The organism is Streptomyces yunnanensis, from assembly GCF_029011865.1.
GTDB classification, from domain to species: domain Bacteria; phylum Actinomycetota; class Actinomycetes; order Streptomycetales; family Streptomycetaceae; genus Streptomyces; species Streptomyces yunnanensis.
In genome coordinates this window covers 7,898,708-7,914,038 of the sequence record NZ_CP095749.1, presented here as the reverse complement: position 1 = coordinate 7,914,038, position 15,331 = coordinate 7,898,708, and the positions used below count along the sequence as shown (strand labels likewise).

Annotated in this window: 12 protein-coding genes; 5 read left to right on the top strand and 7 right to left on the bottom strand. The window is 75.6% G+C overall.

Features of this window, described 5'->3' with window-relative positions; translation table 11 throughout:
* Positions 1 to 144 precede the first annotated feature (144 nt).
* Together MOV08_RS34500 and MOV08_RS34495 are read left to right on the top strand one after the other, a co-directional pair.
* Positions 145 to 498: a hypothetical protein gene (locus MOV08_RS34500; RefSeq protein ID WP_420834236.1), complete on the top strand. Its 354-nt coding sequence runs from the start codon at positions 145 to 147 to the stop codon at positions 496 to 498.
* 207 nt (positions 499 to 705) lie between these two features.
* Complete coding sequence (locus tag MOV08_RS34495; RefSeq protein ID WP_275310206.1) at positions 706 to 1,509, top strand: IclR family transcriptional regulator; 804 nt, start codon at positions 706 to 708, stop codon at positions 1,507 to 1,509.
* Positions 1,510 to 1,555: 46 nt separating this feature from the next.
* On the opposite strand, the gene MOV08_RS34490 is transcribed toward MOV08_RS34495, so the two are convergent.
* The 7 genes from MOV08_RS34490 to MOV08_RS34460 form a co-directional block, all read right to left on the bottom strand.
* Positions 1,556 to 6,238 carry a coiled-coil domain-containing protein gene (locus MOV08_RS34490; protein WP_275310205.1) on the bottom strand — a complete coding sequence of 1,561 codons (4,683 nt, stop codon included), beginning with the start codon at positions 6,236 to 6,238 and terminating at the stop codon, positions 1,556 to 1,558.
* A 58-nt stretch (positions 6,239 to 6,296) separates the two neighbouring features.
* Positions 6,297 to 7,244, bottom strand: a complete 948-nt coding sequence (locus MOV08_RS34485) for a hypothetical protein (protein WP_275310204.1) — start codon at positions 7,242 to 7,244, stop codon at positions 6,297 to 6,299.
* 94 nt (positions 7,245 to 7,338) lie between these two features.
* Positions 7,339 to 8,877, bottom strand: a complete 1,539-nt coding sequence (locus MOV08_RS34480; RefSeq protein WP_275310203.1) for a hypothetical protein — start codon at positions 8,875 to 8,877, stop codon at positions 7,339 to 7,341.
* 132 nt (positions 8,878 to 9,009) lie between these two features.
* Positions 9,010 to 9,696, bottom strand: coding sequence for a pyroglutamyl-peptidase I (pcp, locus tag MOV08_RS34475; protein ID WP_275310202.1), 687 nt, complete (start codon positions 9,694 to 9,696; stop codon positions 9,010 to 9,012).
* Positions 9,697 to 9,776: 80 nt separating this feature from the next.
* A complete protein-coding gene (locus tag MOV08_RS34470) occupies positions 9,777 to 10,745 on the bottom strand; it encodes a DUF979 domain-containing protein (protein WP_039638242.1) in 969 nt (322 codons plus the stop codon).
* Positions 10,742 to 11,452 (bottom strand): DUF969 domain-containing protein, encoded by a 711-nt coding sequence (locus MOV08_RS34465; RefSeq protein ID WP_275310201.1) that lies wholly within the window; start codon positions 11,450 to 11,452, stop codon positions 10,742 to 10,744. The genes MOV08_RS34470 and MOV08_RS34465 overlap by 4 nt, the downstream gene beginning before the upstream one ends.
* 451 nt (positions 11,453 to 11,903) lie before the next feature.
* A complete protein-coding gene (locus tag MOV08_RS34460; protein WP_275310200.1) occupies positions 11,904 to 12,647 on the bottom strand; it encodes a GntR family transcriptional regulator in 744 nt (247 codons plus the stop codon).
* 254 nt (positions 12,648 to 12,901) lie between these two features.
* Here MOV08_RS34460 and MOV08_RS34455 point away from each other — a divergent pair, with 254 nt between their 5' ends.
* Genes MOV08_RS34455 through MOV08_RS34445 form a run of 3 tightly spaced genes read left to right on the top strand, consistent with a single transcriptional unit; the run spans position 12,902 to position 15,296 of the window.
* Positions 12,902 to 13,678: a LamB/YcsF family protein gene (locus MOV08_RS34455; protein WP_275310199.1), complete on the top strand. Its 777-nt coding sequence runs from the start codon at positions 12,902 to 12,904 to the stop codon at positions 13,676 to 13,678.
* A complete protein-coding gene (pxpB, locus tag MOV08_RS34450; RefSeq protein WP_275310198.1) occupies positions 13,675 to 14,406 on the top strand; it encodes a 5-oxoprolinase subunit PxpB in 732 nt (243 codons plus the stop codon). The genes MOV08_RS34455 and pxpB overlap by 4 nt, the downstream gene beginning before the upstream one ends.
* Positions 14,403 to 15,296 carry a 5-oxoprolinase subunit C family protein gene (locus MOV08_RS34445; protein WP_275310197.1) on the top strand — a complete coding sequence of 298 codons (894 nt, stop codon included), beginning with the start codon at positions 14,403 to 14,405 and terminating at the stop codon, positions 15,294 to 15,296. Before pxpB ends, MOV08_RS34445 begins: the two co-directional genes overlap by 4 nt.
* Positions 15,297 to 15,331 lie beyond the last annotated feature (35 nt).

The window sequence follows — 15,331 nt, the reverse complement described above, 5'->3', positions numbered from 1 at the left end:
GGACGCGGAGTGGACAGGAGCCCGCCTCGTGTGGCATGTATCCGGTGAAACCCGGGCAGCCACCGAGGAGTCGGGCGGCCCCGGGTGCGGGGAGAGTGCGGGGAGAGTGACGCGATGGACGGCGGCAGGCGTCCCTTGTGGCAGGTGGAGCCGACGGCTCGGCGCCGGATGGCCGATCCGGTGCGGACGGCCGCGGTGCGCGCCGTCATCATCGTGGCGGTCACCCTGATCCAGGCCATGGTGGCCTTCCTGTGCACGCTGGCGGGGTCCTGGTTCGCGTTCCCCGCGGTCCTCTCGACGGTCGCCAGCACGATCGTCGCCACGTGGGCGGTGCTGGACGTCTGGGTGACGCGCCAGGTCTGGGTCCAGCGGCACGGGGTGCGGTCCGAGCCGAGCAGCACCGCCCGGGAATTGCGCCGGGAGCGCCGGGAGGCCCGCCGGCAGGAGCGCCGGCGGCCACCGGAGGGGCCGTCGCGGACGGACCGCGCGGCGGCCTGACGGACCGAGGACCGGGCCGCGGGGCGTGCGGGGCGACGCCCTGTCCCCCCGGGCACCGATCGGTATCATCACGTTGTGAATTGCGCATGACGTCGCGCGATGCGCAACAGAGATCCAGGCCGGGCGGCGCCCCGTCGAGGGCTTCCTTCCCGGCGAACGGCCCCGAGGCGGGTCCGTCGGGGGCAACGGGTGGTGAGGCGAAGAGCCATGGCGAACACGACAGATGCGGCGGAGCGGCGCGCCGAGGAGCGGCGCGGGGCGAGTTCCGTCCAGTCCGTGGACCGCGCGGTGAGCGTGCTGGAGAGCCTGGCCAGGCTGGGCGAGGCCGGGGTGACCGAACTCGCCGACGAACTGGGCGTGCACAAGTCGACGGCGTTCCGGATCCTGGGCGTCCTGGAGAACCGCGGCCTGGTCGAGCAGGAGAGGGAGCGCGGGAAGTACTTCCTGGGCGCCGGGGTGCTGCGGCTGGCCGGCGCGGCGGCGATCCGGCTGGACATCTCGCAGGAGGGCCAGCCGGTGTGCCGGGCGCTGGCCGACGAGACCGGGGAGACCGCCAACATCGCGGTGCTGGACGGCGACGCCGCGGTCAACATCATGCAGGCCCGGGGCTCCGCCGCGGTGACCGCCCACAACTGGCTGGGCCGCCGCACCCCGTTGCACGCCACCGCCAGCGGCAAGGTCCTGCTGGCCCACCTGCCCCGGGAGCGCCGGGAGGCACTGCTGGGCCGCAAGCTGCCGCGGTTCACCGGCGACACCCTGACCGCCCCGGCCGCCGTCCGGGAGCAGCTGGCCGCCGCCCGCGAGGACGGATTCGCCTGCACCACCGAGGAGTTCGAGACCGGGCTGAACGCCGTCGCGGCGCCCGTCCACTCCTACGACGGGACGGTCATCGGGGCGATCGGGGTCTCCGGGCCCGCCTACCGGATGGCCCGGGAACATCTCCCGGAGCTGGCGAAGGCCGCGGTGAAGGCCGCGGCCGAGCTCTCCCGCCGGATGGGGTACGGCGGCTGAGCCCGGGCGCGGTGGCCGCCCCGCCCGTTCGGCCGGGGCGGCCCGCTCAGCCGGCGGTCGGCGCGGCCCCCGCCGGCTCCTCCGGGCGGCGGTACATCCGCGTCGCCGTGATCTCCCCGTGCACCACCTCGCCGGACGGGTCCGCCTGCGGCAGGCCCGGCCGCAGGTGCTCCTCGACGCTGATGTACTTCAGGCCCGCCCGCAGGTCCGCGTCGTTGCGCAGCCGGATCACCAGCGGGAACTCCGCGAGCGCGGTGGTGTCGAACAGGCCCGTGGTGTAGAGGAGTTGGACGCCCAGGGCGTCGGCGACGGCGCGCTGGAGCTCCAGCAGATAGGTGGCGTTGGCGCGGCCGATGGGGTTGTCGAGGAACAGCGTGCCGGCGTGCCGCTGCTTGTCGCGGCCCCGGTCGTTGCTGCGCAGCGCCGCCATCGTGCAGTACAGGGCGATGGCGGCGGTCAGCAGCTGACCGCCGGAGAAGACGTCGCCCATCTGTCCCACCGGCACCCGCTCGGCGCGCAGCACCGCGTCCGGCTTGAGGATCTCCACCGCCACCCCGCGCGGCTGGAGCGCGGCCTGCACCCCGCGCAGCAGCAGGGACATCCCGTCCCGCCGCAGGTCGCTGTTCTTCCTGACCGCCGAGCGGGTCGCCTCGTCGATGACCTCGCCCAACCGGTCGGTCAGCGTGGCCTGGTCGGGGTCCTCGAAGCGGATCCGCAGGAACTCCTGGCCGGACCACTCCCCCAGCCCCTCCGGCAGCCGGGACAGCCGCTGGGCGGAGCGCAGCGTGGTCAGCGACGACTCGACCAGGCCGCGCAGCCGGTCGACGATGGAGTCGCGGTTGCGCTCCAGCTGCGCCAGCTCGTCGGTGAGCACCCGCAGGCGGGGCGCGAACGCCTCGGCCCACTTGGCGGCGTGGTCCGGCAGCGCCGCGGCCGGCAGCTCCCGGATCTGCTGCCGGGCGGGGGTGCGCACCTGCTCGTAGCGGGTGGCGTTGGCGTGCCGGACGAGGACGTCGGCGGCCTCGCGGACCGCGCCCTCGGCGGCGGAGAGGTCGGCGGCGCAGCCGCGCAGCGAGCGGCGGGACTCCGCGGCGGCCTGCCGGGCCTCGGCCGGACCGCCGGCGTACGGCTCGATGGCGGCGTCCTCGCCCTCCGCTCCCTTTTCGGCGTCCGGGTGGTCCCGCAGCAGATCGCGCAGCAGCGCGGCGGTCTCGTCGAAGCCGCCGGCCGCGTCCTCGGCGCCGCGGTGTGCGCGCAGCAGCTCCTCGTGCTCGGCGCGGGCGGCCTCAAGTGCCTCGGTGGCGGTGGCCAGTTCGCCGTTGGCGGTGCGCAGCAGCTCCTTGGCCCGGTCGGCGTCGGCGGGCGCCAGCTCCTCGGGGAGCTCGGTGTGCGCCTCGCCGTCGGTGGGGGCCAGTCGCTCCGCCTCGCCGCGCAGCCGGCCGAGCTGCTCGCTGGCGGCCGAGGCACGGGTCTCCAGCATCTGCACCAGCGACTCGGCGCGGCCCGCGGCGGCCTGCCGGGACGGGCCGTCGGCGGCGTCCGGGCTCTGGAGTAGCTGCTCGGCGCGGGTGCGGACCTTGTTGGTGAGGCGATTGAGCTCGGCCAGGGCGGCGGACTCGTCGCCCTCGGCGCGGGCCTGCTCGGCGCGCAGATCGGCGCCGACGCCGACCTTCTCGTAGAGCTGGGAGGCGGCGCGGTACGCCTCGCGGAGCGCGGGCAGCGAGGCGGTCGGCTCCTGCGGGGCCTCGCCCAGGTCGTCGGGGACGCCGGCGATCTCGGCGCGCTCGGCGCGCAGCGCGCGGGCGGTGCGGCGGGCGTCGTCGGCGGCCCGCTGGGCGGCCCGGCGGTCCTCGTCGGCGGCCCGGGCGCGGTCCACGCACTCCTCGGCGCGGGCCTCGAACTCCACTGCCTCGTCGGCCAGTTCCCGCATCCGGGACTGCCAGCCGGCGCGCTCGCGGAGCCGGTGGGCGAGGCCGGCGAGCAGGTCGGCGGCGCGCCGGGCGCGCTGGGCGGCCTCCTGCCGCTCGTCGCGCACCCGGGTGGCCTCGGTGGCGACCTCGTCGGCCTCGGCACGGGCCGTGCGGGCCTCGGCCAGCTCGGCGGCGGCCTCCTCCGCGGTGGTCCGGGCGGCCTCCGCGGCCTCGGCGAGCTCGGTGAGCCGGCCGGCCGGGCAGCCCGCGCGCCAGGAGCCGAGGCGGGCGGCGAACGCGCGGTCGCCGGCGAGGCGGGCGGCCAGCACCCGGATCTCCTCGTCGCGCTCGGTGGCGCAGGTGCGCAGCGCGCGGCGCTCCTCGTCGGCGGCGGACTCGTCGTGCATGGCCGGGTTCGGCGGGACGAGAAACACACCGGAGACGCTGCTGTCCTGGGCGTCGGGGGCCGGGGTGGGGGCCAGCAGCGCGGCGGCGGTGCCCACCGCGACGGCGGAGCGGGGCAGCAGCGCGGCCTGCGCCAGCACCTCGCGGGCCCGGGCGTGGGTGTCGGGGTCGGTGATGATCACGCCGTCGACCAGCTCGGGACGGGCGGCCAGCACCCGGGCGTGGTCGGCGGGGTCGACGGACTGGGCGAGATAGCGCCAGCCGGGCAGCGCGGGGATGCCGTGCTCGCCCAGGTACTCCACCGCGGCCAGTACGTCGGGGCCGGGCGGCAACAGCCCGCCGTCCCCCAGTGCGCCCAGGATGCGGGCGTCGTCGGCGGCGGCCGTGCGCAGGTCGAACAGCTGGCGCTCGGCGGTGGCGACGCCCTGCTCCAGCAGCTCGTGCAGGGCGTCGGCGCTGCGGTCCAGTTCCTCCGCGGTGAGCGGGCCGGCGGCGCGGCGCGGGGCCGCGGATCCGGTGCCGTCGGCCGTGCGGGGGCCGGGCAGGGCGATCGTTGACGCCTCGGGGAGGCCGAGGAGTTCGGTGAGCCGCTGCTCGGCGCCGATCGACTCGGCGGCCCGCCGCTCGGCGTCGTGGGCCCGCTCGGCGGCCTGGGCGGCGTCCTCGGCGCGGGCCGCGGCGAGTTCGGCGGCGGAGTGCCTCGCTGCGGTCTCGCGGGCCCGGTCGGTGGCGTGCCGGGCGGACTCGCGGGCCGCGTCCCACGCCTCGACGGCGGTCTTCTCGGCGTCGGAGGCGGCGAGCGCGGCGCGGGCCGGGTCGGCGTCCGGCGCGGTGTCGTCGAGCCAGCCGGCCCGGACCGCCTCCGCGGTCTCCTCGGCGACCTCGGCGAGCCGCTGCTTGAGGTGGTCGGACTCGCTGCGGGCGCGCTGGGCGCGGGTGGCGGCGGCGGTGGCGTCGCGGTGCGCGGACTCGCCGGTCTCCTGGAGGGCGGCGGAGCGCTCCTCCTCCTCGTTGGCGACGCGTTCGCCGGCCTCGGCGGCGCCGTGCAGGGCGCGGACCAGGTCGGCGGCGGCGGTGGCGCGGGCGGCCAGCGCCGGGGCGGCGTCCCGCTCGGCCTCGCGGATGGCGGCGGCGACCCGGGCGGAGCGGTCGGCGGCGGCCCGGTGCCGCAGCGCGATCTCGGCGGCCTGCCAGGCGCTGTGCAGCGTCCGGGCGTCGTTGAGCTCGCGGCGCTGGGCGGTGGCGCCCTTCTCGGCGGCGGTCAGCGCCAACGAGGCGTGCCGGTAGGCGAGTTCGGCGGAGACCAGGGCGCGGCGCTCGCGGCCGCGCTCGGCGTCGGTGACCCGGTGCGCGGCGGCGGCGACCGCCTCGGCCAGCTCGGCGGCCCGGCCGCGCTCCTCGGTGCCGCGGGCGTGCAGCCGCTGGGCCAGGCCGCGGGTGCGGCGCTCGGCGCCGGCGTGCACCTCGCGGGCCCGTTCGCGCGCCTCGGCGGCCTCGACGATCTTCGAGAGCAGGTCCAGCGAGCCGGCGGTGAAGTCGCGTTCGGCGGTGAGTTCGGCGCGGCGGCCGAGCTTGTGGGCGAAGCCGTGGACGAGGTCGGCGAGGCCGTCGGTGTCCCGGGTGTCGGTGACGGCGCGCAGCAGCAGGTCGGTGAAGTCGGAGTCGTTCTTGACCGCGAAGAGGCCGGCCGCCTCGCCCTCGTCGGCGTTCATCTCCCGCTGGTACCGGAAGAGTTCGGGGTCCAGGCCGAGGTCGCCGAGGTGTTCGTTCCAGCGCTCGTGGACCTCTTCCCAGACCACGTCGAGGTTGGGGTAGTTCTTGCCGGCCTCGGTGAGCGCGTCGCGGAAGCCCTTCATCGTGCGGCGGCGGCCGTGGGCGCCGGAGCCGCCCTCGCCGTGCTCCGTCCGGGGGCGGACGAGGGTGGCCTCGGCGACCGGGAGGGAGTCCAGGCTCATCCCGGGGCCGGGGCGGAAGCTGTACCACGCCTCGGCGAACTTGCGGGGGTCGTTGGAGACCTGGCGGCCGCGCCATTCGCTGACCTTGCCGACCACGACGGACTCGCCGGTGACGACGTGCTGCCATTCCAGGGCGACGTGGCCGCAGTCGTCGGCCAGCAGGAACTTGCGCAGCACGCCGGAGCTGGCGCCGCCGAGGGTGTTGCGGTGGCCCGGCAGCATCACCGAGAAGATCAGCTTGAGCAGGACGGACTTGCCGCCGCCGTTCTCCAGGAAGAGCACGCCGGCCGGGGCCGGGCGGCGCGGCGGGCCGACCGGTTCGTCCTCGAAGAAGTCCGCCTGGGCCGGGGCCGGCTGCGGCACCGGCGCGCCGACCCCGCGCAGGTCCAGGACGGTGTCGGCGTAACGCGCACCGGCGGGCCCGATGGAGTAGAGACGGACCCGGGACAGCTCGTACATGGCGGACTCTCGTTGGTGTGTGGAGGGGTCGGTGGGCGGGGTGGGCGGCGGCGGGTGGTCAGCCGGAGTGGAACGGCAGGCCGGCCTCGGCGACCAGGTCGAGGTCGTCGGTCTCCTCGCCGGGCAGCAGCGAGGCGCTGCCGTCGGAGACCGGCACGATGCCCAGCTCCAGCAGCTCGGCCATGGCGGCGGTGCCGGCCATGTCGCGGACCTGGAGCTGATAGCGGGCGGTGGTGCGGTAGGCGCCGCCGGCGTCGTCGCCGGTGCGCTGGAGGAAGCCGGAGTCGACGAGGAAGGTGATGGCCTTGGCGATGATGCCGGTGGTCGAACCGGCCAGCCGCCGGGCGTCCTTGGTGGCGCCGGTGGCGCTGCGCCGGGCGTAGACCCGCCAGGCGGACTCCAGGCCGGGGGCGTCGGTGACCGGGTCGGTGTTCTCGCCGTCCTGCTCGGCGCGCTCCGTAAGGCGGCGGCACGCCTGGCGGACGAAGGCGTCGACGCCGTTGACGGTGATCCGGCCGATGTAGCCGTCGTCGGCGAGGTCCTCGGGGCGCGGGAAGGACATCGCGGCGATCGCCAGATGGGCCAGGCCGTGCAGGAAGCGGTCGGCGGAGTCGGCGGAGGCGCGGCGGGCGTAGTCGCCCATCCGGACCGCGAAGACGGAGTCCTCGGCGGCGGTGACGGCCATCCCGGCGCGGGTGGAGACCTCCAGGACGACCAGGCCGAGGCCGCCGGCGACGGCGTCGGCGAGCCGGGCGAAGGCGGGCTCGTCCCGATAGCGGCGGAGCAGGTCGGCGTACTCGACGTCCCGGGCCGGCAGCAGCTTGGGCTGGAGGCCGAAGGAGACCAGCCGGGCGGCGTCGGCGGCGTCGGCCGGGGTGAGCGGTTGGGGCCGCCCCTGGTCCGCCGGGGTCGTTTCGGGGGCGTCGGCGGGCGCGCCCCAGGCCGTTTCGCCGGTGTCCGGCGCCGGGTCGGGCTGCGGCACCTCGTCGGCGTCGTACTGGGTCACGGGAGGAGCTCCTTGCGGGGGACGGTCGGGGGTATCGCGGAGCGGAGCGGGGGCGGTCCGGCCGCTATCAGGAGGCGGGGCTGCGCGGCGGGCATCAGGCGACCTCGGAGCGGTCGGCGGCCATCCCGGCCGCGTCCAGCAGGGCGGTGCCGACGATGAGGTCGGCGCCGCCGAACTCGGGGTCGATCAGCTCGGTGCCGTCGTCGACGGCGAAGAGCAGCTGCTGCTCGCCCTGGCGGTAGGCGGTGCCGACCGGGGGGCTGGCGGCGTGCACCGCCAACAGGGCGACCAGATACGGGAGTTCGGGGTCGTCGCGGCGGGCCTCGGCGAGCAGGCCGGAGAGCCGGCGGGGGGCGTCGGCGGGCAGCGCGAGCAGCGCCATCGCGGCGTCGAGCTGGGCCTCGCTGAAGCGGCTGTCGTCGGGCGTGGCGACCAGGTCGGGCTCGGGCATCTCGGCGCCCAGGTGCTCGCGCTCCACGGGCGGGGTGAGCAGCACCTCGACGAGGTCGGCGACCCGGACGGCGGCGGGGGTGCGCAGGCCGGTGCCGCGGGCGAAGAAGGCGTCGGTGACCCGGGTGGCCTGCTCGACGGGGAGCGGGAGGACGGGGGCGACGAGCTGGCCGTAGAGGTCGAGGCCGCTGCGGGCGGCGGGGGCGGCGAACGCCTGGCGGTCCTGCTCGGCCCGGAAGAGCGGACCGGCCTCCAGGAGCCGGGACTGGAGCTGGGTGTGCCGGCGGATGCAGTCCTTGACGATGTCGACCAGCTCGGCGGCGCGCCGCTTGTGCTCGCCGGTGCGCGCGTCGACGGCCTCGGCCTCGTCGCGGGCCTTGCGGATGTTGGTGAGGATGGCGTTCTCGTGGCGGTAGCGGTCCGCGACGTGGTCCAGGGCCTCGTTGATCATGTCGGGGACGGTGCGCAGCCAGTCGACCGAGCGGACGTTGCGCCGGGTGGCCTCCAGGGTCTTGCGGAGGGTCTCGGCGTACTGGACGGTGCGGTAGCGGGCCTGCTCGGCGGCGAGCTGGGCGTCGGCCAGCCGGCCCCGGCTGATCAGCACCTCCAGCTTGACCTCGGCGGCGATCTGGGCGCTGGTGACGTCCGTGTCGAGGGCGCCGACGAGGACGTTGACCGCCTCGTCGGTGGCGCGGAGGTAGACCGTGCCGCCGGCGCCGGGGACCTCCTCGACGAGCTTGAAGTCGTAGTCGCGGCGGACGTATGCGCCGTCGGTGTCGAACGTGCCGTAGACGGCGCGGAAGCCGCGGTCGACGCTGCCGACGTTGATGAGGTTCTCCAGCACCCAGCGGGCCACCCGCTCGTGCTCCGCGGCGGGGCGGTCCGGGGCCTGGGCGGCGATCCGCGGGAGGACCTTGGCCACTATCTCCTCGTGGTCGGCGCCGGTGTCGAAGTCCATGTTCAGGGTGACCAGGTCGATGACGGCGAGCGCCACCTCCGCCATCGCGTAGACCCCGTACTCGCCCGCGAGGTTGGCCTTGCGCGCGTCGAGGTCGTGCAGCGGCGCGGTGCACGCCAGCGCGCGCAGCCGGCGGGCCAGTCCTTCGTCGGCGGCCGGGCCCGGCGCGGGCCGGCCGTGGCCGTTGAGCTGGGGCGCAGCGGCCCCCGGGGCGGAGAAAGTCACGTCGCACAGAGTAGGCGCTGGCACCGACAACGGACGAAACGGCGCGGATCGACTCATGGGCGGACCGCCGCCGGATTCCCGACGGGGCCCACGGGCCGGCCGACCGGTCATTTTACCGGCGGCGCCGGTGGCTCAGTGCGTGGCCCCCTCGGCGACCCGCAGGTCGGTGCGGGTGCGGGCGGTGGTGACGGCGATCTCGCGCAGCGCGGTGGCGACCGCGTCGACCGGCAGCGACGGCTGGGCGCGGTCGGTGACCTGCTCGGGCGCGTAGGGGATGTGCACGAACCCGCCGCGCACATGGGGCAGTTCGGTGGCGATGAGGTGGGCGAGCCCGTAGAAGACGTGGTTGCAGACGAAGGTCCCGGCGGTGTTGGAGACCGAGGCCGGCAGGCCCGCGGCGCGCACCGCGGCCACGCACGCCTTGATCGGCAGGGTGGCGAAGTAGGCGGCGGGCCCGCCCGGCACGATCGGCGCGTCGATCGGTTCCGCGCCCGCGTTGTCGGGGATGCGGGCGTCGTCCACGTTGAGGGCGACACGTTCGACGGTGAGGTCCGGGCGCCCGCCCGCCTGTCCGACACATACCACGATGTCCGGACCCACCTCGTCGATCGCCGTGCGCAGGGCGGTCAGCGAGTCGCCGTAGACGCAGGGGAGTTCGGCGGCGTGCAGCGCCAGCCCGTCGAGCGGGGCGGCCACCGCGGCGCGCACCGCGCGCCAGGACGGATTGGCGGCTTCGCCGCCGAACGGCTCGAAGCCGGTGAACAGGACGCGGGTGGGCGGGGTGGGAGTCGTGCGGCTCGGCGGGGTGGCGGAGGTCATGCGGTCCCTCTCGGGCGGTGCGGAGGCGGGCGAAGCGGACGGAGCGGTCGTCGTCGACCGTGGACGACCGTCGGGGCGGGTCAGAACGCGAACAGCGCCATGATCACGATGTTGCAGCCCAGCAGGATGCCGGCGGTCGGCAACTGCGCCTTGATGGGCCCGTACTGGTCCTTCAGTTCCAGTAGCGCCGCCGGGACGATGTTGAAGTTGGCGGCCATCGGGGTGACCAGCGTCCCGCAGAAGCCGGCGAGCATGCCGAGGGCCAGGACGGCGGCCGGGTTGCCGTGGAAGTGCCCGATCAGGACGGGCCAGCCGACGGCGGCGGTCATCACGGGGAAGGCGGCGAAGGCGTTGCCCATGATGAGCGTGAAGGCGAACATGCCCACGCAGTAGACGACCACGGCGACGTAGAGGGAGTCCTTCGGCAGCACGGCGGTGGCGAGCTTGCCGACCTGCCCGCCGACGCCGGACACCTGGAAGATGGCGCCGAGCGTGGCCAGCATCTGCGGCAGCAGCATCGCCCAGCCCATCGCCTCCAGCATGGTGCGACCGGACTGCACGGGCACCGAGAGGCGCTTCTCGCGCAGCAGCACCATGCCGACGACGAGCGCGACGACCGCGCCGAGGCCGAGGCCGAGGATGGTCTCGCTGCCCGTCTGGAGGACCGGTTCGCCCCCGATGGACAGGTGCTTGACGCCGATCGCGCAGGCCATCGCGACGACCGGAATGGTCAGGGCCGGGACGAAGAGCTTGTTGCCGAGCCGGGCGGCGCTCGCCGCGCGCTCCTCGGGGGTGGTGGTGCGCGGGGTGCCGCGGCCGGTGAAGCCGAAGCCGGCGAGGACGGCCATGACGAGCACCGCGGCGCCCAGCGGTTCGGCCGGCGCCTGCTTGGTGACGACCCAGCTGCTGTAGATGAACCCGGCGCCGATCAGGCCCCAGAAGGCGCCGGTGCCGAAGCGCTTGGGGTTGCTGCGGTCGGTGACCATCTGGGCGGCCATCACCAGGAAGCTGAGGCCGACGAGCCAGTAGAACCACTCTGCCTTGATCATCGGGCGGCCCCTTCTGCGGTGGCGGGGCGGACGTTGGCGGCGAGCAGTTCGCGCTCCAGGAAGCGGTCCAGTCGCAGCAGCCGCCAGCCGTGGACGACGAAGGCGCACAGCGCGGTGGGGATCGCCCACAGCGCCAGGTGCAGCGGTTCGAGGTGGGTCCCGTAGGTGGTGTTGACGAAGCCGGTGATCAGCAGGATCGAGCCGACGGCGAGGAAGACGTCCTCCCCGAAGAAGAGGCCGACGTTGTCCGCGCCGGCCGCGAACGAGCGGATCTTCTCCCGGGTGCGGGCGGGGAGTTGGCCGTAGCGGCGCTCGGCGGCGCCCTCCGCCATCGGGACCGCCAGCGGGCGGACGGTCTGGGCGTGCCCGAAGACGTTGGTCAGTCCCACGGCCGCGCCGATCTGCCGCAGGCCCAGGTAGAGCGCGAGGAACCGCCCGGTGGTGAGCCGGCCGAACCGGGCGATCAGGGTGCGAGCCTGCTCCTGGAGGCCGTAGCGCTCCAGGAGGCCGATGACCGGCAGGGTGATCGCGAAGATGGTCACCGCGCGGCTGCCGGCGAAGCCCTCGCCGAAGGCGGCCAGCACCTTCGCGGGCGAGAGCCCGCCGAGCAGGCCGGTGATGATGCCGGCCGCCGCGACGACCAGCAGGGCATTGCGTTTCGTGGCGAAGCCGATCACGACCACGAGCACGCCGAGGAGGACGATCATGGATCCGCCTTCCGCGTAGACGGGTCCCCCGCGGATGCGCGCCGCGACGGCGACGGGCAGCGGACACTGGGGGAGCGTTGAGGGGTTGCTCAGGAATTGCAGCGGAGGCTATGCGATTGTTGAACGATCCGACAAGGGGTTGGCGACGACAAAACAGGACCGAGGGTCGGTCCGCCGGCTCCGCCCGATGGCTCCGCCCGATGGGCCAGGGTCGGAACCCGATGGGCCAGGGTCGGAAGCGCCCTAGGGCCTGTCGTCAAACTCCCGTCGTTCGCCCGGAGGGCGGGCCTCGCGGCGTCTGGTGCGTGCGATCTCAAGGCGGAGGGTCATCCCGGTACCGGGCGTACCGGGATGAGCCCGACAACGCAGCATGGGGGTCCCCCCGCGCCCTTAAGGCGTGGGGGAGTGCGTGCCAGGCGTCGCGAGGCAGGCGGGAGTTTGACGACAGGCCCTAGCCCTCGGCGATGCGCTGGGCGTACGCGGCGGACAGCTGGGCGCGCGAGTCCTCCAGATAGGCGCGCAGCAGCCGTTCGGCCTCGACCGCGTCGCCGGCCAGCAGGGTCTCGGCGATCTGCCGATTGCGGACCAGATAGGGCGAGTGGAAGCGCCGCGGGTCGTCCATCACGTGGAAGACCAGGCGGAGTTCGGCCAGCACGCCGCGCATCAGCTCGTCGGTGCGCGGGCTGCCCGCCAGCGCGACGACGGCCTGGTGGAAGCGGAGGTTGGCGGTCGACAGCTCGGCCCAGACGCGGTCCGCCGCGGCCTCCTCGCCGGCCCGCACGGCCTCCTCGATCGCCGCCACCGACCGGGTGGTCGCGGCGTCGTACGGCCCCGGTCCCAGCCCGCGCACCGCGGCGCACTCCACCAGCATCCGTACCCGGAAGATGTCGTCGAGGTCCTCGACGGTCACCATCCGCACGAAGACCCCGCGGTTGAGCCGGTGTTCCAGCAGCCGCTCGTGGGTGAGCAGCCGGAACGACTCGCGCAGGGTGTTGCGCGAGACGCCCAGCGCACCGCCGATGCTCTCCTCCGACAGCCGCACGCCGGGCGGGAAGTAGCCCTCGGTGATCCGTTCGCGCAGGATGTCGGCGACCCGCTCGGCCGTGCTGGCGCGGCCGAGCAGGGCGCGGTCCCGTTCCAGTCCCGCGACCTCGGCGAGCCGCCGCTGATCGTTCTTCGCCACTCCGCCGGCCATACCGCTGTCCGCTCCGTCCGTTCGGACGGACCGGCGAGGCCCGTCCCGCTGCGCTGTCAGCCGAAGTCAATCCCAGATGACGGGACGGGACAACACACCTCTTGTCGGATCGTTCAACGATCTGTACGTTGACTTGCGCTGCGGCCCCCACGTTCTTCCCCCCCCCATTCCCCTCCCCCTCCCCCTCTCGCTTGCTGTCACCCTCCCCTCCGCATCCCCGCATCCCCGCACCCGCGCACCCGGAACGGACATCCATGAGCGACTCCGCGGCCCCTCCCCTCATCGACCTCAACGCCGACCTCGGCGAAGGGTTCGGCCGCTGGCAGCTCACCGACGACGAGGCCCTGCTGTCCGTCGTCACCAGCGCCAACGTCGCCTGCGGCTTCCACGCCGGCGACCCGAGCACGATGCGCCGGGTCTGCGCCCTGGCCGCCGAGCGCGGGGTGGTGATCGGCGCCCAGGTCTCCTACCGCGACCTGGCCGGCTTCGGCCGCCGTGCCATGGACGTGCCGCCCGAGGAGCTGGCCGACGAGATCACCTACCAGATCGGCGCGCTGGAGGTCTTCGCCCGCGCCGCCGGCGCCCGCGTCGGCTACGTCAAACCGCACGGCGCGCTCTACAACCGCTGCGTCCACGACGCCGAACAGGCCGCCGCGGTGGTCGCCGGGATCCGTGCAGCGGGCGGCCGCCTGCCGGTCCTCGGGCTGCCCGGGTCCCCACTGCACCGGGCCGCCGCACAGGCCCGACTCCCGGTCGTCGGCGAGGCGTTCGCCGACCGCGCCTACACCGACCGGGGCACGCTCGTGCCGCGCCGGGAGCCGGGCGCGGTCGTCCACGACCCCGACACGGTGGTCAAGCGCGCCGTGGGCCTGGCCCGCGACCGGGCGGTCACCTCCCTGGGCGGCACCCGGATCGCGGTCGCCGCGCGCTCCCTCTGTCTGCACGGCGACACCCCGGGCGCCGCGGAGCTGGCCCGACGGGTCCGGTCCGAGCTGACCGCGGCCGGCGTCCACATCCGGAGCTTCGTATGACGTCCCAGGGCGCGGGGGCGGCGACCGGCGGGGCCGGGCGGCCGCCCCTGACGACGCTGCCGGTCGGCGACCACGGGCTGCTGATCGAACTGCCGACCTCCCGGGACGTCGAGGCGCTGCACGCCGAGCTGCTGCGCCGGGCCGCCGCCGGCGCCCTCCCCGCGGTCCGCGAGATGGTGCCGGCCGCCCGCACGGTCTTCCTCGACGGCCTGGCCGACCCGTCCGCGCTGGCCGCGGAGTTGGCCGGCTGGCGGATCCCGCCGCCGACCACCGACGACCGCCCCGCCGTGGAACTCCCGGTCCACTACGACGGTCCCGACCTCGCCGAGGTCGCCGCGCTGTGGGGGATGTCCGCCGACGAGGTGGTCCGCCTGCACTCCGGCACCACCTTCCGGGTCGCGTTCTGCGGATTCGCGCCCGGCTTCGGCTATCTGACGGGGCTTCCCGCGCACCTGCACGTCCCCCGACGGGAGAACCCCCGCACCCGGGTCCCGGTCGGCTCGGTCGGCCTGGCCGGCGCGTACACCGGGATCTATCCGCGCTCCTCCCCCGGCGGCTGGCGGTTGATCGGCCGTACCGACGCCGTCCTGTGGGATCCCCGGCGCGAACCGGCGGCGCTGCTCGCCCCCGGCACCCCGGTCCGCTTCGTCCCCGTGGACGCCACCGTCCCGGCCCCGCGCACCGCCCCGTCCCGCCCCGACCGCGCACCCGAGGAGCCCGCCCGATGACCGACCGCGCGCTCTCGGTGGTCCGGGCCGGTGCGCTCACCACCGTCCAGGACCTCGGCCGGCCCGGCCACGCCCACCTGGGGGTGCCGCACTCCGGTGCGCTGGACGGGCCCGCGCACCGGCTCGCCAACCGCCTCGTGGGCAACCCCGCTTCGGCGGCCACCCTGGAGACCACCCTCACCGGCTGCGCCGTCCGGCTGCGGACCGCCGCCACCGTCGCGGTCACCGGCGCCGCCTGCCCGGTGACGGTGGACGGCCGCCCCGCCCCGTGGTGCGCCCCGGTCCACGTCCCGGCCGGCGCCGTGCTGGAGGCCGGGACGGCCACCCACGGGCTGCGCGCCTACCTCGCCGTCGCCGGCGGCATCGACGCCGAGCCGGTGCTCGGCAGCTGCGCCACCGACCTCCTCTCCGGCCTGGGCCCGGACCCGCTCGCGGACGGCGCGGTGCTCCCGCTGGGATCGCCGCACGGTCCCCCGGCGGCGGCCGACGCGGTCCCGCACGCCGGGCCGGCGGCCGAACTCGTGCTGCCGTTCCTGCCCGGTCCGCGCGACGACTGGTTCACCGCGGCCGGGCTGCGCACGCTGGCCGCCGGCCGGTTCCGGGTCTCCGCTGCCTCCAACCGGATCGGGCTGCGCACCGAGGGCCCGTCCCTGGAACGCGCCCGGGACGGCGAACTCGCCAGCGAGGGCATGCCGTTGGGCGCGCTCCAGGTGCCGCCGAACGGCCTGCCGGTGCTGTTCCTGCACGATCACCCCACGACCGGCGGCTACCCGGTCGTGGGGGTCGTCCCGGAGCGCTTCCTGGCTGCGGCGGCGCAGGCCGCACCGGGGACTCCGGTCCGGTTCGCACGGATCGGCCGACGGCCGGAGCGGGCGGCGCGCCCCCGGTGACGGCGGCGCGGACCGACGGACGGGACTTCGCGGAC